The organism is Streptomyces flavofungini (assembly GCF_014650815.1).
Classification (GTDB): domain Bacteria; phylum Actinomycetota; class Actinomycetes; order Streptomycetales; family Streptomycetaceae; genus Streptomyces; species Streptomyces flavofungini.
This window is the reverse complement of the sequence record NZ_BMVR01000009.1, coordinates 61,294-78,187: the sequence shown is the minus strand read 5'-3', so window position 1 is coordinate 78,187 and position 16,894 is coordinate 61,294. Positions and strand designations below refer to the sequence as shown.

Genomic DNA, 16,894 nt, shown 5'->3' with positions numbered 1-16,894 from the left:
TCCGTGTCCGTACCGGTGACCTCGAACCCGACTCGACTGACTGAGTTACAACTTTCTCTACTGGTTCAAGGCGGCTCGCTCCGCTCCCCGCGGCGACCAGCCGCTTGGGGTTCGAGAAGGGGTAAGTCGCGGCTGGGGCGGTCGGCTCCACGGCTTTAGGCAGCCACTTTGGCGCGAGCCTCGAAGATCATGGCCCCAACGTCGTGCTTTAGCGGGCAGGTCCACAGACTGCCCGACGTGCCGGAAGCTTACGGGGCCATGATCACTCGCGCCAAAGCAGCTCCAGCCCAAAGCCGCTCCACCGACCTTTACCTAGTCGCAAGGCCCGGCGTTCAGCCAGGAAAACAACATCCGACCATGCATTTAGAGCACGGGGAACACCTACACCTCATAGGGGTGACGGAGGAACAAATTCTAAGCCGACTCGCTCACGCCGCCTGTCTGGCTGATTTCAATTTGATCACCCTCGCCACCCTCTCTAATTTTTCTAGAAATCGCACGGTTGCGGGGCCAATTACTCCACATCTCCGTGTAGCTCGACCGCACCCCCAGGGAAAATCTGGGAATTAGATCGGACCCATCAATTCGGATCCCTGGCACCAAGATTTGATCCTGTGAAGGATCAGGGAGTCCCGTAAGGACAATAGATGAGAATGTATTCGATTCAATTACACGACCAGAGTAATCCTCGTAGGCGTAACGGGTACGCCCAGAGGAATCTCGAACGAATTCCCGCATGCGGAAAATTAGAGGGATAAGCCCAAATGCCTCCACGGCTGCACAGTATCGATCAATCGAGTCGAGGCAGGTCAGCATTTCGTCGGAGTTTGGAAATTCTTCCCTGTGGTGCTCCAATGAGTTTCTAACACTGAGCACATCCCCTTGAGAGAGCGCCCGAGAGATGGAGCGCAAGGTGTCAATCACGTCATTTCGGGAGTGTTGCGAAAAATTGAGGAAAGGAATTGCGTGAGGGTACCCGAAGCTTACGAGCTTGGAATTTCGACACACTCTAGGAATTTCTCGTGCATTCCGGAGAAATTCGGAGGCCCTGCCTTCCAGGCCAGCTAGGCGACTGGCCAGAAGTCCGAACCCTGCGATGAGCGGGCCGAGAGTATTCCTGCCAGAAGGATCGTAAGTCAGATCCATGCCAGACGCTTTAGATTGGGCTGTCAGGATTCCGGCCATGAACTGTCGCGCTTCGGCCGGCTCGTAGGTGAATTTTGGATGCGCCGCCCAGTGATCAAACTCAGTAAACCAAGCCGTAAAGCATAGTGCGCTGTCCAAAGATTTTTCGAGATCCACAAAAAGGTGAACGGATCGACTTCGGATTCTTTCCTTGTCTGCGTCCGAGCATGAACCCTGTGGAATCGCATCTCGCATATCGCGCACCCGCTCACGAAGAGATTGAGCTCCCGTCTCTTGTGTCCCTCCGGCGAACCCCAGCCGCCAAGAAATCCTCCCGACCAACGTATCGTCATTCGCCAGGCTCGTATCGAGCTTCAATTCTGCGGCAGCAGCTTCAAACACGTCAGGGCCGGAAAGGAATAGGTCCCGGATGATAACCCTTGCATTCTCTGTGGTCAGGTAATTGCGCAACCGATCTTCGTAGTGTTCGCCTCTGATGTCTCGAATTTTCCATTTGAGTCGCGACTCTAGAGCGTCGTTCGAATAAACCTGATGGATTAGACGCTCAAGGCGTCGAATCGCAGTACGCGAATCGTTAGAGGCGACTCTAACCCCCGTGCACGAGCATTCCAGGCGTGTGCCGAACGACCCGCTGGCATATCGGTTAAGGCGACTGACCCTCACCTCTCCTTCTGGGACGATCACTTCTCCTGTGAGAATGGCCTTCTCAACCACGTTACACAGATCGTGATCATTCAAAAGCAAGAGTAGTTGCATGATCTCTTGCTTTGTCTTGCCCTCGAGAAATTCTTCGGCGGACCTGATGGACACACCGGCACTGAAGCAGACTTTCCGGAATGCAAGACTCCTATCCGCTAGAGCGATCTGCGCGATAGAGTACAGCTCGCCAAAAGTGAAACACTCGCCCAAAAAGGCGATGATGCCACGGGAGCGGGTATCGTCATAGTAGCCATTGAGTTCATGAGCGATGCCCCTTAGGAATTCTCCCCAGTTCGATGGAGCGCCCTGTAGATAGAGTTTTTTGTCCAGGCGATTCCTCGTTGACAGAATGCGGTTTTCTGACGTGCTGAGGTCAATCCTATGTGCTGACAGACAACCCGGTCGTTCGCAATGGTAAAGAAGCGGAGAAGTCGTGGCAGGAACAAGCCTGAATTCTTCACTCTGGAGTGCTCCCCAAGGGCCGACTACTGTGCGCCCTTCTTGAAATACACCTGGGGGGGTTCCGGTGAGGAAATTTTGCGTTTGAACGGGATCAAGGGCGAAAAGGGAATCGTCTCCCAATTCTTCATATGCTTTATCGTAGAGCTCTCTGCCGAAAATGAAGGGGTGCCTGATTTTGCCGTCACGTATCTCGCGTGAGATTCCCACGCGGATAGCATTGATGTCTGTGGCGTTAGGGTCAACGAATAGTTGGTCATGAAAAAGGGAGAGGAATACAGCCATCCGTTGTTCTCCCCAGCTGACGCTCCTGCTGTTCCCTAGGCTACGAACCAGGAGCTCGCCCGCTGGTGTGAAAATGATTGGCTCATGGAGATGAGCCGGAACTCGATACTTCGGTCCTACAATCGAGTCTTCCAGGAGGGAACCTAGTGCGTTGAGCTCCAGAATGCGGCTTTGCGTTTCCGTATCTGGGTACATACCCCTGAGCTCATCAACAGAGAAAGCCATGAATACAGCTCACTTCCCTCACCCTGCCCCAGAAGGGGCGTTCTGCACCTGAGTTCCACCCCGATGCTACAGACTCAGCGCTGGTTGGCTGTCCGTTTGGCGCAACTTCATAGTTCGCACGAAACAGGTCCGGAGCATGCAATCGCAACGGAGGGTAATGCTCTACCCATACATTTGATGAGTAAAGTGTGCCTAGGCGGTGGCGCTCAGCAACCGAGGCCTCCGGCTGGGACTTTTCAGGGCGGCTGCGTCCAAGGCAGCCCTGCGCAGGGCAAGGCTGGGCCGCCTCTGGGCCGTCCGAGGTTGCTCAACAGTGGCCAAGAGCGACCAACGACGACCGCCAGGGGCACGAGCTCATCACTCTTGCACAGGGTGAATGCAGGTCGCCAGGATCTCAGGCAAGACCCAGGGCAAGAAGAAGCCACCGGGTAAGGACAAGGGGCATGCTGAACGGATCAGTAGTAGGCGGTTTGGGTGTGGTGAGGGCTGGATCAAGGAGGGCAGCGCTTATCGGATGACTCCAGTTGCTCGTGCCACAGTGAGCCAGTCAGGGAATTCCTTCATGAGGCGGGCGTACAGGTCAGCGTCGGCGCGCTTGATCGGTTGTTGGCCAGCACCGAAGTAGCCAGCACTATCAACCGTGCGTCCGTCCAGGGTGTCCAGGCTCCGCAGGAAGCGCAGGTCTCGGCTGAGACCGAAGCCCACAAACTGCCAGAAAATGGGCAGTGAACTCGCGCCGCGCAAGAGGTCTCGGGTCTCCTTGCGGTCGCAGGGATCCCCGTCAGTCTGAAAGATGACGAAAGCTGGTTCGGTGCAGCGGCTGTGTCTGTAGTGGTCAATAACAGATTGCATCGCTGGCGCGTAACAGGTGCCACCCCATTCAAGGGTCTTGTGGAGGTGGTCGATGCGACTTCTGTAGTTTTCCAAGCTGATATCGGTGACCAAGTCGACTTCGTGGGAGAAGAACACCAGCGGCACCGTGCCATCGTCGTCGAGGTTGGCCGACAGCCCGAGTGCCTGCTCCGCTAGGTGCTGCATCGTGCCGTCATCGTAGAAGTCATACATGCTTCCGGAGTGGTCCAGGACCAGGTAGACAGCTGCGCGCTGGCCCATGACACCTGTTTTCACCAGGGAGATTTGCGCAGCCTCATAGAGGTTCACGAGTCCTGGCGCCGAGCGCTGGAGCTTGTCCAAGCTGATGGCCGGCGTCTGGGATGGCGCGGTACCAGCCCGCGGTGTCGTATGAGACTCGCTGCCCGCATCATCGACCACGATGCCAAAGTCGGTGGCTAGTCCTACGAGACCCGTGTGCCAGCCTTGGCCAACGGCACGAACTTTCCACCCGCCCCCGCGCCGATAGATTTCAACCAGGACCGCTGCGGTCTCTCCGCGGAGGAGTGGCGGAGGGATAAAGGTGAGCTGTTCGCCCTCACAGTCAATGTCCGCCCGTGGGGTGCTGTCTGCGTTAAAGCACACGTTGGGCAGGCAGGGATCGATGCTGGCAACGATCATAATGCGGTCCACCGAGGTCGGTACCACAGTGAGGTCTGCACTAATGGTCTGCCCAGCCAGAGCAACACCGTCCTGGGCAGGATGGTTGTAGAACACCAAGTCGTCGTCGCTGCGTACTGTGCCACTCTGGGTGAGGAGCACCGCGCACACGTCAATCGCCACACGCGAGGCTGTGAGAGTGATTCGACAAGGCTTCGTCGGCAAAGGGGCATTACCCCCTTTCGGGAGCGACGTAGTTGTCATAGCGGCCTCCGAGAGTCACGCAAATTGGGCTTCATCAAGCACCTTTGCTAGTAGAACCATGACATCCACTGTTGCCATCAACGATGGTGGCTGACAGCAAGTGGTCGGGTGATATCAACGAGCGCCCGCCCTCTCATCAGTTGGGCGAGGCCAACAGCGGCCGCGTGGGATGTAAGCAAACTCCCATGTAGTGGTTGTCGAGGTCGGGCCATTGGTACAGACACCGAGGCGGTCTCAGCCCGTGGTGGCTGGGTCTGTCGGCGGTGTCCGGCGGGCCGGACCGTCCAGGTGGGCGACCACCGTGGTGTAGAACCGGTGCACGGCGTCGTTGACGCTGGTGATGAAGCCGGACTCGGCGTTGCCGCGGCCGCTGCCCATGCCCTTGAAGAGGGACAGCCGGAAGCCGGTGATCTGCGTACCGTTCTTCGGCAGCATGTCCCCCGGCTCCGGGCGCAGTCGTTCCAGAGTGCCCCGTGGCCCTCCCGCCTCGCCCTGGACCAGAGTCTCGATGTGGAGGTCGGCGGGGGCTTCGGCCAGACGTCGGACCAGCCGCTTCGCCCAGGACAGGGGATAGCCCAGCTCGGGCGCCGGAATCTCGATGGAGGTGCGGAGTCTGCCGGTACGCAGGTCGGCAGTGATCGCGAGGATGCCGGGCGTGCCCTCGATGCGCAGCTCCGACTGCAGTCTTCCTTCGAGACAGAGCTGATCGGCCAGGCGGGACCGGCGGGCGCCGGGGTCGGTTCCGCGCTTGGAGCGCTGGACAGGCAGCACCCTCTGGCCGAGTTCGCCACCGAGTCCGAGGCAGACCTGGCGGATGAGCCGCTCCCAGCTCTCCACCACGTCAAGGGCTCGTTGATCTCCCTGGCACAGGGTCTCGGTGTCGATGCCGTTACGGACCGGGACCCAGGCCGCGCCCATGTTCTGGAAGCCGTGGCATCCGGAATTCTCGTGCTGGAGGTAACGCAGCAGCTCCTGGAGAAGCCAGGCGTGCGCCATGTTGCCCACACCCTCGTGCCGGATCAACATCTGGGCCTGATGGGTCACTTCGGCCCAGGAGAGGTGCCACAGGGCCACTTTGTGCTTGCGCCGCCCGTCGATCCTGACATCGACCAGCGGACTGCCCTCCAGCGCGACGTCGTTCGAGAGCGTGATGACGGCCTCGTATCCCCGACGGGTGGCGATGTCCATGTACGCCTGTACCTGTTCGGGCTTGAGGGCGTTCCCGTTGGTCTTGGTCTCGACGAGTGCCGTCCAGAGCTTGCCGGCCCGCTCGACGCGGATCACTCCGTCCGGGCGCCGTGGCGTTTCACCATGCGGCAGCGTCACCTCGGCGAACGTCTCCATACGGCCCGCCGGCGCTCCGAACGCGGCGGTGAGTCTCCTGCCGAACTCCGGGATCTGCGCCATCACCGACAACAGCACCGACGTCGCCCGGGTTTCCCGGTCCCGGTCGCTCTTGAGCGCGGAAACCGGAAAGAGCTTGGCCTCCTTCCAGGACTCGTTCTCCGCCAGGGACTTCTTGACCACCTTGGGCAGGGTGACCTTCCTCTTGGCGGTGCGGGGCCGGGCGGACACCTTCCGCGATTCCGTACCCACGTCGGGGCGCCGGGGCGCCGGGACGGCCTCCGGCGTCGCTCGTGGTTCGCGCTCGGTGGCCGGAGCCGGAAGCACGGCGTCCGCCTGCTCATCGCCCGCCGAGGCGCCAAGCGTTTCCTCGGCCGCTTCCACGACCGCTGCGTCGTCATCGATGTCGACGCCGAAGTCCGTCGCCAGACCTGCCAGTCCCGCGTCGTAGCCCTGCCCCACGGCCCGGATCTTCCACGCTCCGCTGCGGCGGTAGAGCTCACCGAAGATGAACGCGCTCACCGAGTCGGCATCATCGATCGCAAACCGAAGCAGGTTCTCGCCGGAGCCGTCGGCCAACGCCAACTGCAGGTCGCCCAGTTCTCCGAAGTGAGCTCCGTCGTACCGGCTCGCGGCCACCACGATCCGGTCGACGTCGCTCGGGACCGCAGTCAGGTCGAAGCTGATCCGGTCCTTGTTGCCACTCCCGGTGGGCGTCTTGCCCAGGAGCTGCACACTTCCGTCGGCGGCAACCGGGTTGTTGTAGAAGTAGAAGTCGGCGTCGCTGCGCACCTTGCCTTCGACGTCCAGCAGGAGAACCGAGACATCCGCGTCACCCTCGCCCGATGGGCTGGTCCAGTCCAGACTCACCATCACGGAGTCGACACTCTCGCTCAGCGTCGCCAGACCCACGTTGGCGCCCTTGATCAACTCGTACATGCCCCACCCCCAATAGCGCACGTCATACGCGAACCGCCGGCCCCTCACCGCCTGCCAGGCGACGCGGTGTGACGCGCTGCACACTCAATGCACAGCGGGACTTTATTACTCACCGAACGCGGCCTGTGGCTGTTCGCAAGAAACGCCGACCGCTCAGCCCCGCTGCCGCAGCGCCACCAACCGACCGCGCCCTATGCATCAGCAGAGATATACTCGATGGCATAGGTGATATCCATGGAGGTGTATGCGATGAGTCGGACAGTGATCGATCTCGACGATCAGCTGGTCGCCGACGTGGCCAGGGCACTCGGCACCAGCACCAAGAAGGAGACCGTCAACACCGCCCTGCGCGAGGTGCTGGAGAACCGGCGTCGAGCGCTGGCACTCACCCGGCTGCGTGCCGCGGCGGAGGAGGGCGCCTTCGATCTGGACCTCTTCGAGGGCAAGGGGAACTACCGCCGGTGAACGCCGCGCAGTTCCTGATCGACACCAGCGCACTCGCCCGGCTGCTGCGCGGCGACGCCGAGCAGTACGGATGGGACCAGGCAGCGGCAGCCGGACTCATCGCCACGTGCCCCGTCACCGAGCTGGAGTTCTTCTACAGCGCACGCTCCGCCGCCGACCGCGCACAGGGCATCGAGGACATGCGCCTCCTCTTCGGCTGGGTACCGGTCGACGACCGCGCCTACGACCGTGCCTGCCAGGTCCAGGAGACCCTCACCCAGCGCGGACAGCACCGCAGCGCCGGGCCCGTCGACCTCGTCGTGGCCGCCACGGCCGAATTGCAGGGGCTGACCCTGCTCCACCGTGACCGGGACTTCGCATGCATCGCCGCCGTCACCGGCCAAGCGCTCCAGTGGTACGGCCCCGAACCCGGCAAGTGAGCCCGGGGCGATGCCGTAGCGGGAGCGCACTTCGCCGGATGCCGGTCAGCAGCCATGCGGCCGTGCGAGCGCCGTCGCCCCCTGGCCACCATGCGCCAACTCGCGGCGTTCGCCCCGACGCACCCAGTCCGTTCAGTCGCGGAGGAGTTCGGCGACGTGGGCGTAGGAGTCGTCCGCGTAGCCGGCCGTCATGCCACGGCGGGCGAGGGCGTGGGCGGCGGAGATGACTGTGGTGTCGACGCCCCGGCGGTGGGAGGCGTCGAGGACGTGGGACATGATCGCCGTCGCTGAGCGGAGGTTGGAGCCTCCGGCGGGGTAGCTGCCGGTGTCGATCTGGTCGGCGAACGCGTCGATCACATCGGGCAGGAGACCGGCGACTCCCTTGGCGTAGGGGGCCAGTTCGGCGGCGGTGACGCCCTCGGCCCGCGCGAGGGCGAAGGCGTGGACGACTCCGGTCAGGGAAGTCCAGAAGATGTCGAGCAGCGCTACGTCGTGCGCCCCCGCGCGGCCCGGGTCCTCGCCCAGGTGCACGCAGGTGCCGCCGATGGCCTGGAGGGTGTGCTGGTGGCGTCCGTACAGGTCGGCCGGGCCGCTGTGGAGGACCAGGGTGGACGGACCGCCCACGAGGTACGTCGGGACCATGATCGCGCCGTCGAGGTAGCCGATGCCGTGCGCGGCGGCCCACTCGGCGGTGGCGCGGGCGTCGTCGGGGGTCCCCGCGGTGAGGTTGACCAGGGTGCGGCCCTTGAGCGCGGTGGTGTGCGGGGCGACGACCGCGCGTACGGCTTCGTAGTCCAGGACGCAGATCACCACGAGGTCACTCGCCGATATCGCCTCGGCGGCGGTCCCGGCCTCGACGGCACCGTTCTCCACCAGGGCGTCCGCCCGGCCCGGAGTACGGTTCCAGACGGTCGCGGGATGGCCCGCGGCCAGGAACGCGGAGGCCAGGGCCCGGCCCATCGGGCCCAGGCCGAGAACGGTGACGGGGGATGCGGACATGGGGAACGCAGGCATGGGGAACTCCGAGGTCGTGACGGTGACCGATCCGCACACGTGCGGGATGGGCGTGGCCGTCGGGGTGTTCGAGGGCAAGTGGAAGTCGTTCGTCATGTGGGCGCTCTCCGAGCGCCCGCGTCGCTTCGGGGAGACCAGGCGGCTGGTCACCGGCATCAGCGAGAAGGTGCTGACCCAGCAGCTCCGCGAGCTGCAGGCCGACGGGATCGTGCACCGGGAGGACTACGACGAGGTGCCGCCCCGGGTCGAGTACTCACTGACCGAGCGGGGACGCAACCTCTACGAACTGCTGGAATTGCTCTCCGCCTGGGGCCGGGACCACCTGGCCGCGAGAGCGGGATCGGAAGCGGGAGCGGGAGCGGGAGCGGGATCGGAAGCGGCATCGGACGACGGGCGTGGCGCGCCTCCACCAGGCTCCCCGGGCAGCGGTTCTTGATCAAGTACGTACTTGCAGGTACGTGCCTTCGGCTTGGCCCTGTCGGGGGTCTTGGGCCTCGCTCCGCAAGGTCCCCGGCAGAGTCAGCCGCAGCAGGTCCCGGAGTTTCAGGGCCGCCGGGAGCGGGGCGGCGGGCAGCGCCACGTGGACCGTGCGGCGCAGGGAACGGTCGGTCAGGGGGCGGAGTACGAGTTCGGCGGGGACTGCCCAGGCGGCCAGGGAGGGGACCAGGGCCACGCCCAGACCGGCGGCCACGTAGCCGAACTTGCCGGTCCATTCCGCGATGCGGATGACTTTCCTGGGGGTGAAGCCCGCGCGGGCGCACGCGTCGGCGAGCATCGTGGGGCGATCGCCGTACGCGCCCTGGAGCCAGGCCTCGTCGCGGAGTTCGCGCAGGTCGACGGCGGCGGCGCCCGGTCCCGGTCCGGCTTGGGCTTCGGCTTCGGCTTCGGCTTCGGCTTCGGCTTCGGCTTCGGCTTCGGCTTCGGCTTCGGCGCGCGCCTCGGCCAGGCGGTGTCCTCGCGGCAGGGCGACGAACAGTTCGTCCTCGCACAGCTTCGTCGTCGTGACGCCGGCGGTCGACGGCAGCCCCGACGGGTAGTCGCTGACGACTGCGACGTCCAGTGCCCCGTCCGCCAGGCGGCGCATCAGCGTGTCCGTCGCGCCCTCGACGGCGACCGCCTCGACGTCCGGTCGAGCCTCCCGCAGCGCCCGCAGCGCCGCGGGCACCAGCGCGATGTTGGCCGTGGCGAACGCGCCCACGTGCAGCAGCCCGCCCTGCCCCGCGTGCAGCACCGCCAACTCCCGTTCCGCCCGGGCCAGTCGGTCGAGCACCTCTGCGGCGTGCCGGTGCAGCGCGTGACCGGCCGGGTTGAGGCGTACGCCCCTGGGGAGCCGCTCGAACAGCGGGCCGCCCGCCTGCTGTTCCAGGGTGGCGATGCGCCGGGACACGGCGGACTGCGTGTAGTTGAGCCGGGCCGCCGCTCCCGTGAACGACCCCGTCTCGGCCACGGCCACCAGCAGCCGCAGCGCGTCGATCTCGAACACGGCTCCCCCTCCCGTCGTAGGGCACGCCGCCGGGGGCACGCCTCCGGAGGCACCCGCGACACATTCCCCGTACGCATTGATCCCATGCAATCTAGTCGCTGGTGGAATGCCTTGCCCGGCTCTAGCGTCACATCCGGCTGTTGGCTCAACTCATCGCCGGTACAAGGCAACAGGGGGATTGGTCGTGCGACGAGACGTGAAGGGAGCCCGGCTCGGGCTCAGACTCGGGCTCGGCGAGCCGCGCGGGAGCTACGCCGTCGCGGGGGTGGTCGGCGGTGTCCTGCAGATGTTCCGGCGGCTGGCCGTGGCGCTGGTCGCCGTCCTCCTCGTCACGCTGGTCGTCAAGAAGCCGCCGGGGGCGTTCGTCAAGGGCGGCGTCGCGGTGGCCGTGGTGCTCGCCCTCTTCGCCCTCAAGCTGACCTGGGCCCGCGCGACCGCCCGGTTCGGGATCAGGAGGTGCTACGTGTGCACGGGCGGCCTGGTCGTCACCAACCTGCTCGGCGGTGTGCGGGACGCGGTGGCGTGGCGCGACGTGACCGTATTGAACCGGACGGCCACGCTGTCGCTCTGGATGACCTTCCACAGATTCGAGATCGCACGGAACGGTGCGGCGCCCCTGGCGTTCCTGGCACTGGGCGGCAACCCCGACCTGGCGGTGGCTCTGCCGAATCAGGCTGCGAGGAACGGGATTCGGCCGTGAGCGGCCGCTGGGTGAACGCCGAGGGGGAGGGGACGGCGACCGGGGAATCGGCTGGTGGAGAGGTCACCCGCCGGACACAGCGGGAACGATCACCGCAGCGATCGCGGAGAGCAGGCCCCCTACAGCCAGGGTGGCGTTGAACTTCTCCTTCGCCGTCGGGAAGACGGCGCGGCTCAGGTCCCCCGCCTTGCTGCGCAGCACGATCAACTTGAGCTTCTGCCAACGATGTTGGCGGTTCCGGCAGCCCATCAACACGCCGTAGGCATTGTTCCGGCAGTAGGTCTTGCCGTCTCGATTGACCGCCCCGCACCAAACCGGAACCTGAAAGCCGGCATAGGCCGAGACCGCTGCGGACAGAGCAACGACGGTGGGCAGTGACCACTGCTGACTCCACGCGACGATGAGAGCCGCAAGCGCGATGTATCCCCAGTACAGACGCATTGCCTTCGCCATGGAAGCGCAGAGTAGTGGCATATGCGCGGCCGGGCATCGGCGGGAACTGGACACGGACACCGCGATGGCGCATCCCTGGGCCTTGACTTGATGGCACATCCACGCTCCGTCAAGCCGTCAGCGACAGGGCTCGCCTCTGGACCACGGGCCCCGAGGGCTACGCCGCGATCACCGCCACCCCCGTCCGCCCCCCGTCCACGTCCACCACCGTCCCGTGGACGAAGGACGCCTCCTCGCTGGCCAGCCACACCGCCGCGTGGGCGATGGCGGACGGGGAGCCGACCGTCCCCGCCGGGGTGCCGTTCATCATCGCCTCGCCCGGGTGGGGGGTCGTGCCGGGCGGGGTCGGGGGGAGGACCACGCCCGGGGAGATGGCGTTGACCCGGACTCCCTGGGGGCCGAATTCGGCTGCCCAGGCTCGGGTGAGGGTTTCCATCGCGCCCTTCGTGGAGGCGTAGAGCGCGCCCACCGGGACGCCCAGGCGGGCCACCCAGGAGCCGAGGTTGATGATGGTGCCGCCGCCCGCCGCGATCATCGTCGGGGCCACTGCTGCCGTGAGGAAGAACGGGGCTCTCACGTTCACTCCGTAGACCTTGTCGAAGGTCTTCTCGTCCGTCGCGGGGGTGGCGGGGGCCGGGTAGACGCCCGCGTTGTTCACCAGGATGTCGATGCGGCCACCGAGGGCCGTACGGGCCCGGGCCGCCAAGTCCCGGGACGCCTCCGAGCTGCCGTCCAGGTCCGCCGCCAGGAAGTCCGCCCTGCCGCCGGACGCACGGATGCCCTCCACGACCCGGGCTCCCCGTTCCGCGTTGCGGCCGGACACGATCACGTGCGCCCCCTCCGCCGCGAACGCCTCCGCGATCGCCTGGCCGATGTTGCTCGTCGAGCCCGTGATCAGCGCCGTCCTGTGCGTCAGCCGCAGGCGCTGGTTCAGGTCCTGGCCCGGTCCCGGTGTCCGTCGTTCCGTCATGGCTCGGTCTCCCTGCCTCTTGGGGTGTGCCGGTCACTGTGCTCCGTGGAAAATGGACCAGCAAGTCCAGAAAGCAGGGGGAGGAATAGGGGGAGGAATGGGAGCAGAGGCCATGGACGACACACTTACCCGCAAGGGGCGTGCCACCCGCGCCCGCATCGTCGAAGGCGCCGCCCACGTTCTGCGCGAGCAGGGCGTCGGGTTCACGACGCTCGACGACATCCGGGGGCGTACCGGTACCAGCAAGAGCCAGCTCTTCCACTACTTCCCGGACGGCAAGGAGGAACTGCTCCTTGCCGTCGCCCAGTTCGAGGCCGACCGGATTCTGGAGGATCAGCAGCCGCACCTCGGGCAGCTCGACTCCTGGGAGTCGTGGCAGCGGTGGCGGGACGTCGTCGTCGAGCGGTACGAGCTGCAAGGGGATCACTGCCCGTCCGGGGCGCTCTTTCTGCACGTCGGGCAGGCCAGGCCCGGTGCGCGGGCGATCGTGACCGAGTTGCTGCGGCAGTGGCAGGGACAGCTCGCCCGTGGCATGCGCGCGCTCCAGGCGAACGGGCTCGTGGCAGCCGAGCTCGATGTGGAGCGGGCCGCCGCCGCGCTGCTCGCGGGGCTTCAGGGTGGCGTCGCCATCCTCATGTCGACGGGTGACTCGACCCACCTCAAGGCCGCCATCGACACCGGCATCGAGCATCTGCGCCGCGCGAGGCCCACCACGGCCGCGTGAAGCGGGGCGTGCGAGCCCCGCCACGGCCACATGAAGCGGAGCACACGAGCCCGCCACGGCCACATGAAGCGGGGCGTGCGAGCCCCGCCACGGCCGCGCAAAGCAGGTCAGTGCGCCGCCGCGGGCGCGTTCTTCTTGCGGGCCCGGTACGCCGCCGCCTTGATCTTGTTGCCGCACGACTCCATCCCGCACCACTGCCGCCGCGTGCCCCGCGAGCGGTCCACGTATGTGCGCGTGCACTCCGGATTGCCGCACTCCTTGAGGAGCGGTACGTCCGGGCCGCTCAGGAGCTCGATGGCGTGGCGCGCCACCATCGACAGGGCTTCCTCCGGGGTTGCCTGCGTCCAGCGGCCGGAGGGGGTGAGTTGCGGGACCGCGGGCTGCTTGCGGGCCGCGTTGTTCACCACAGTCAGGGCCGTCCCGTCGTACTCCTCGCCGAGACGACGCGCCGTGACCAGCCGGTAGACGGCTTCCCGCACCGCCTTCGCCTGCTCCACGTCACCCTCCCGACCTGGGGAGACCGCGTCCACGACGCCTGACTCCACGTACCACGCGGCCAGCCGCTCCGGCGTCACGAACATCTCGAAGCGCAGGGAGCGGCGGGCGCGGAGCGTCGCGGCGAAGTCGAGTGCCGGGTTGCCGCAGACGAAGACATGGTCGAGGTTCACGTCACTATTCTGGCAGGTGACGTGCCGGGCTCAGAGGCCCAGGTCGGCGGCCAGGCAGGCGAAGGACTTCCACGATCCCTCGGGGTCGTAGGCGTACCGGGACGGGTGGTGCGGTGTCGACGCCTTCTCCTCCACCATGTCCTCGTGGCGGATGCGCTCGGGGAGCTTCCCGAGCCACGCGCGCGGCGTCGCCGCGGGGCTGCCGGTGGCGGGCTGGGTGTCCTGGGCGTGCTGGGCGTGCCGGGCGTGCTGGGTGTTCTCCATCGTCGAGCTCCGTTCGCGTCGTCAGAAGTGGTCTACGTCGATGACCGCCTGCGCGAAGGCCCCGGGCGCCTCCTGCGGCAGGTTGTGGCCGATCCCCGCCAGGGTCCGGTGGTCGTACGCCCCTGTGAATCTGTCGCGGTACGACACTCCGTCGCCCGGCGCCGTGAACGGGTCCCGTTCCGGGTCGAGGGTGATCGTGGGGACCTTGATGACCGGGCGCGTGGCGAGCTGCCGCTCCAGGGCGTCGTAGCGGCGCTCGCCGTCGGCGATGCTCAGGCGCCAGCGGTAGTTGTGGATGACCACGGCCGCGTAGTCGGGGTTGTCGAAGGCCGCGGCGGTGCGCTCGAACGTGGCGTCGTCGAAGTCCCACGTCGGGGAGACCGTGTCCCAGACGAACCTGGTCAGGTCGTGGCGCAGGGTCTTGTCCGCCATGGCGCTGCGGCCGCGCTCGGTGGCGAAGTAGTACTGGTACCACCAGGTGCGTTCGGCGGCGGGGGCCAGGGGCTTGAGGTTGGCCTCCAGGTTGATGATGAGGTAGCCGCTCACCGATACGAGGGCCTTGCAGCGGTCGGGCCAGAGCGCGGCGATGATGTCGGCGGTGCGCGAGCCCCAGTCGAAGCCCGCGAGGACGGCCTTCTCGATCTTCAGGGCGTCCATGAAGGCGATGATGTCGGTGGCGATGGCCGACTGCTGGCCGTTGCGGAACGTCCGTCCGGAGCGGAAGCGGGTCGGGCCGTGGCCGCGCAGGTACGGGACGAGCACCCGGTAGCCCTCGGCGGCCAGGCGCGGGGCGACGTCCACATAGCTGTGGATGTCGTACGGCCAGCCGTGCAGGCAGATCACCACGGGGCCGTGGGCGGGGCCCAGTTCGGCGTAGGCGACGTTCAGCAGACCGGCCTCGATGCGCCGCAGGGGCGGGAAGGCGGTGTGCCCGCCGGCGGGGTGCGCGCCGGGGGTGGCCGTGGGGGCGGGCGCCTCGGCGGACGCGCCCCGGGCGGTGGTGGCGGCGACCCCCACTCCGCCCAGTGAAACGGCCCCCGCCCCGAGCCCCTTGCTGAAGCCACGCCTGCTGATCATCCGCGTTCCTCCGCGTGTCCACGTACCCCGGCTTGCCCGATGCCTGACTTTCGCACGGCATTCGTCACCAGTCAAGGGGGTGACGCATGAGGGAAGGTCGCCCAGGTGGCCGCACTCAGTCACCGTACGAGCAAGTGACGATCCACCGTCGAGGCCACACAGCACCGACGTCGCCCCCGCGTCACCGAGAAGGCACCGGCACGTCCCGTCCGGTTCACATGGCGCTGCTGAAGTGGCTGCACCGTACAAGGACGTAACCAGCTCGTTTGAGGAGTTCCGCATGGCCAGACCGCGTCTGTCCCGTCGTCGCCTGATAGCCGCCGCCTCCGTGGCCGCCGCCACCGCGGTGGCCGTGACCGTCACCGCGTCGGCGGGGGCGTCCGACACCAAGGACCAGGCCCAGCGGGCCATCAAGGGTGGGAAGGCGAAGAACGTCATCCTGCTCATCGGCGACGGCATGGGCGACTCGGAGATCACGCTCGCCCGGGACTACACGGTGGGCGCGAACGGCCGCCTGAACATGGACAAGTTCCCGCTGACGGGCTCGTACACGACGTACGCGGTACACAAGGACGGCTCCCCCGACTACGTCACCGACTCCGCCGCGAGCGGCTCCGGCTGGGCCACCGGCGTGAAGACGGTCAACGGGCGCATCTCGAAGACGCCGGGCACCGACAAGGCCGTACCGACGATCCTGGAGCTGGCCCAGAAGAAGGGCTACGCGACCGGCTCGGTCACCACCGCCGAACTCACCGACGCCACCCTGGCCGTCCTCGCCGCGCACGCCACCGACCGCAGCTGCCAGGGCCCGGCGGACATGGCCAAGTGCCCGACGGACACGATCGCCAAGGGCGGCCCCGGCTCGATCGCCGAGCAGAGCGTCAACCACAAGGTCGACGTGCTCCTCGGCGGCGGACAGCAGCGGTTCGACCAGAAGGTCACGGACGGCAAGTACAAGGGCCTGACCGTCACCCAGCAGGCGAAGAAGCTCGGCTACCAAGTCGTCACCAGCGACCGCGAGTTGAAGAAGGTCAAGTCGGTCAGGAACGGCAAGCCCGTCCTCGGCCTCTTCGCGCCCGGCAACGTCCCCGTCGAGTGGACCGGCAAGGGCGCGGCCAAGGGCGGCACCGAGCCGCAGCGTTGCACCACCTCCAACCCGGGCCGTCCGGCGGGCACCCCCGCGCTGCGGGACCAGGCGAGCAAGGCCATCAAGCTCCTTGAGGCCAAGCAGAAGAGCGGCAAGAACAAGCAGGGCTTCTTCCTGCAGATCGAGGGCGCCTCGATCGACAAGCAGGACCACGCCGCCGACCCGTGCGGCCAGATCGGCGAGACCGCGGCGTTCGACCGCGCGGTGAAGGTCGCCCGCGACTACGCCGCGAAGCACCCGGACACCCTGGTCGTCACCACCGCCGACCACGCCCACACCAGCCAGATCGTGCCGCTGGAGGCCCAGCCGCCCGGCCTGTCCTCCACCCTCGTCACCAACGAGGGCCAGCAGCTCAAGGTCAACTACTCCACCAACACCCCCGGCCAGTCCCAGGAGCACACCGGCACCCAGGTCCGCATCGCGGCCCAGGGCCCGCAGGCGTACCGCGTCCTCGGCGTCACCAACCAGACGGACCTGTTCACGACGGTGCGGGAGGCGCTGCGGCTGGGCTGAGCCGAGCCGGGCTGCGGCTCGGCTGAGCGGGGCGCCGCGGTGGGGGCGGCGTCCAGCAGGCCGTGCGGGTGCCGACCACGGGGTCGGCACCCGCACGCGTCGCGGCACCTCCCCGCCCGGCGTTGCCCCGGCTGCCGCCCATGCC

At 66.5% G+C, this 16,894-nt stretch carries 16 protein-coding genes; 6 read left to right on the top strand and 10 right to left on the bottom strand.

Going from position 1 to position 16,894, the window contains the following annotated elements:
- Nucleotides 1-414: 414 nt before the first annotated feature.
- The 3 genes from IE274_RS23785 to IE274_RS23775 all read right to left on the bottom strand — a co-directional run bounded on the left by IE274_RS23785 (nucleotide 415) and on the right by IE274_RS23775 (nucleotide 6,852).
- Entirely contained in the window at nucleotides 415-2,589 is a 2,175-nt protein-coding gene (locus IE274_RS23785; RefSeq protein ID WP_190117899.1) for a hypothetical protein, read from the bottom strand.
- 732 nt (nucleotides 2,590-3,321) lie between these two features.
- Nucleotides 3,322-4,488 carry a VWA domain-containing protein gene (locus IE274_RS23780; RefSeq protein WP_229909760.1) on the bottom strand — a complete coding sequence of 389 codons (1,167 nt, stop codon included), beginning with the start codon at nucleotides 4,486-4,488 and terminating at the stop codon, nucleotides 3,322-3,324.
- 315 nt (nucleotides 4,489-4,803) lie between these two features.
- Nucleotides 4,804-6,852 carry a TerD family protein gene (locus tag IE274_RS23775; RefSeq protein WP_190117897.1) on the bottom strand — a complete coding sequence of 683 codons (2,049 nt, stop codon included), beginning with the start codon at nucleotides 6,850-6,852 and terminating at the stop codon, nucleotides 4,804-4,806.
- A 249-nt stretch (nucleotides 6,853-7,101) separates the two neighbouring features.
- Between IE274_RS23775 and IE274_RS23770 the strand changes: the two genes are divergently transcribed.
- The gene (locus IE274_RS23770; protein WP_190117896.1) at nucleotides 7,102-7,317 is read left to right on the top strand and encodes a type II toxin-antitoxin system VapB family antitoxin; all 216 of its coding nucleotides are present in this window, start codon (nucleotides 7,102-7,104) and stop codon (nucleotides 7,315-7,317) included.
- The gene (locus IE274_RS23765) at nucleotides 7,314-7,736 is read left to right on the top strand and encodes a PIN domain nuclease (protein WP_190117895.1); all 423 of its coding nucleotides are present in this window, start codon (nucleotides 7,314-7,316) and stop codon (nucleotides 7,734-7,736) included. Before IE274_RS23770 ends, IE274_RS23765 begins: the two co-directional genes overlap by 4 nt.
- Before the next feature lie 132 nt (nucleotides 7,737-7,868).
- Here the strand turns inward: IE274_RS23765 and IE274_RS23760 are convergent, their stop codons facing one another.
- The gene (locus tag IE274_RS23760) at nucleotides 7,869-8,750 is read right to left on the bottom strand and encodes an NAD(P)-dependent oxidoreductase (protein WP_229909759.1); all 882 of its coding nucleotides are present in this window, start codon (nucleotides 8,748-8,750) and stop codon (nucleotides 7,869-7,871) included.
- Between IE274_RS23760 and IE274_RS23755 the strand changes: the two genes are divergently transcribed.
- The gene (locus tag IE274_RS23755; protein ID WP_198897776.1) at nucleotides 8,749-9,186 is read left to right on the top strand and encodes a winged helix-turn-helix transcriptional regulator; all 438 of its coding nucleotides are present in this window, start codon (nucleotides 8,749-8,751) and stop codon (nucleotides 9,184-9,186) included. The two genes, IE274_RS23760 and IE274_RS23755, sit on opposite strands and share 2 nt — an antisense overlap.
- On the opposite strand, the gene IE274_RS23750 is transcribed toward IE274_RS23755, so the two are convergent.
- Nucleotides 9,187-10,233, bottom strand: coding sequence for a LysR family transcriptional regulator (locus tag IE274_RS23750; RefSeq protein WP_190117894.1), 1,047 nt, complete (start codon nucleotides 10,231-10,233; stop codon nucleotides 9,187-9,189).
- Between the two features lie 184 nt (nucleotides 10,234-10,417).
- On the opposite strand from IE274_RS23750, the gene IE274_RS23745 reads away from it, so the two are divergent.
- A complete protein-coding gene (locus IE274_RS23745; protein WP_229909758.1) occupies nucleotides 10,418-10,933 on the top strand; it encodes a hypothetical protein in 516 nt (171 codons plus the stop codon).
- A 63-nt stretch (nucleotides 10,934-10,996) separates the two neighbouring features.
- Here IE274_RS23745 and IE274_RS23740 read toward each other — a convergent pair whose 3' ends face one another.
- A complete protein-coding gene (locus tag IE274_RS23740) occupies nucleotides 10,997-11,386 on the bottom strand; it encodes a hypothetical protein (protein ID WP_190117893.1) in 390 nt (129 codons plus the stop codon).
- 157 nt (nucleotides 11,387-11,543) lie between these two features.
- Nucleotides 11,544-12,356 carry an SDR family NAD(P)-dependent oxidoreductase gene (locus IE274_RS23735; protein WP_190117892.1) on the bottom strand — a complete coding sequence of 271 codons (813 nt, stop codon included), beginning with the start codon at nucleotides 12,354-12,356 and terminating at the stop codon, nucleotides 11,544-11,546.
- Between the two features lie 112 nt (nucleotides 12,357-12,468).
- Here IE274_RS23735 and IE274_RS23730 point away from each other — a divergent pair, with 112 nt between their 5' ends.
- Nucleotides 12,469-13,080: a TetR/AcrR family transcriptional regulator gene (locus IE274_RS23730; RefSeq protein WP_190117891.1), complete on the top strand. Its 612-nt coding sequence runs from the start codon at nucleotides 12,469-12,471 to the stop codon at nucleotides 13,078-13,080.
- A 107-nt stretch (nucleotides 13,081-13,187) separates the two neighbouring features.
- Here the strand turns inward: IE274_RS23730 and IE274_RS23725 are convergent, their stop codons facing one another.
- From IE274_RS23725 to IE274_RS23715, 3 genes are read right to left on the bottom strand one after another with little or no spacing between them, the layout of a single operon-like run.
- A complete protein-coding gene (locus IE274_RS23725; protein ID WP_190117890.1) occupies nucleotides 13,188-13,748 on the bottom strand; it encodes a CGNR zinc finger domain-containing protein in 561 nt (186 codons plus the stop codon).
- A 30-nt stretch (nucleotides 13,749-13,778) separates the two neighbouring features.
- Nucleotides 13,779-14,012 carry a hypothetical protein gene (locus IE274_RS23720; RefSeq protein WP_190118184.1) on the bottom strand — a complete coding sequence of 78 codons (234 nt, stop codon included), beginning with the start codon at nucleotides 14,010-14,012 and terminating at the stop codon, nucleotides 13,779-13,781.
- Nucleotides 14,013-14,033: 21 nt separating this feature from the next.
- Nucleotides 14,034-15,089 (bottom strand): alpha/beta fold hydrolase, encoded by a 1,056-nt coding sequence (locus IE274_RS23715; protein ID WP_190117889.1) that lies wholly within the window; start codon nucleotides 15,087-15,089, stop codon nucleotides 14,034-14,036.
- 280 nt (nucleotides 15,090-15,369) lie between these two features.
- On the opposite strand from IE274_RS23715, the gene phoA reads away from it, so the two are divergent.
- The gene (gene phoA / locus IE274_RS23710) at nucleotides 15,370-16,749 is read left to right on the top strand and encodes an alkaline phosphatase (protein WP_190117888.1); all 1,380 of its coding nucleotides are present in this window, start codon (nucleotides 15,370-15,372) and stop codon (nucleotides 16,747-16,749) included.
- Nucleotides 16,750-16,894: the final 145 nt, after the last annotated feature.

Excerpts from the sequence above, each read along its gene's own strand:
- IE274_RS23785 (WP_190117899.1), bottom strand. The coding sequence starts at position 2,589 with ATGGCTGTATTCCTCTCCCTTTTTCATGACCAACTATTCGTTGACCCT.
- IE274_RS23775 (WP_190117897.1), bottom strand. The coding sequence starts at position 6,852 with ATGTACGAGTTGATCAAGGGCGCCAACGTGGGTCTGGCGACGCTGAGC.
- IE274_RS23770 (WP_190117896.1), top strand. The coding sequence starts at position 7,102 with ATGAGTCGGACAGTGATCGATCTCGACGATCAGCTGGTCGCCGACGTG.
- IE274_RS23755 (WP_198897776.1), top strand. The coding sequence starts at position 8,749 with ATGGGGAACTCCGAGGTCGTGACGGTGACCGATCCGCACACGTGCGGG.
- IE274_RS23760 (WP_229909759.1), bottom strand. The coding sequence starts at position 8,750 with ATGCCTGCGTTCCCCATGTCCGCATCCCCCGTCACCGTTCTCGGCCTG.
- IE274_RS23740 (WP_190117893.1), bottom strand. The coding sequence starts at position 11,386 with ATGGCGAAGGCAATGCGTCTGTACTGGGGATACATCGCGCTTGCGGCT.
- IE274_RS23735 (WP_190117892.1), bottom strand. The coding sequence starts at position 12,356 with ATGACGGAACGACGGACACCGGGACCGGGCCAGGACCTGAACCAGCGC.
- IE274_RS23730 (WP_190117891.1), top strand. The coding sequence starts at position 12,469 with ATGGACGACACACTTACCCGCAAGGGGCGTGCCACCCGCGCCCGCATC.
- IE274_RS23720 (WP_190118184.1), bottom strand. The coding sequence starts at position 14,012 with ATGGAGAACACCCAGCACGCCCGGCACGCCCAGCACGCCCAGGACACC.
- IE274_RS23715 (WP_190117889.1), bottom strand. The coding sequence starts at position 15,089 with ATGATCAGCAGGCGTGGCTTCAGCAAGGGGCTCGGGGCGGGGGCCGTT.
- phoA (WP_190117888.1), top strand. The coding sequence starts at position 15,370 with ATGGCCAGACCGCGTCTGTCCCGTCGTCGCCTGATAGCCGCCGCCTCC.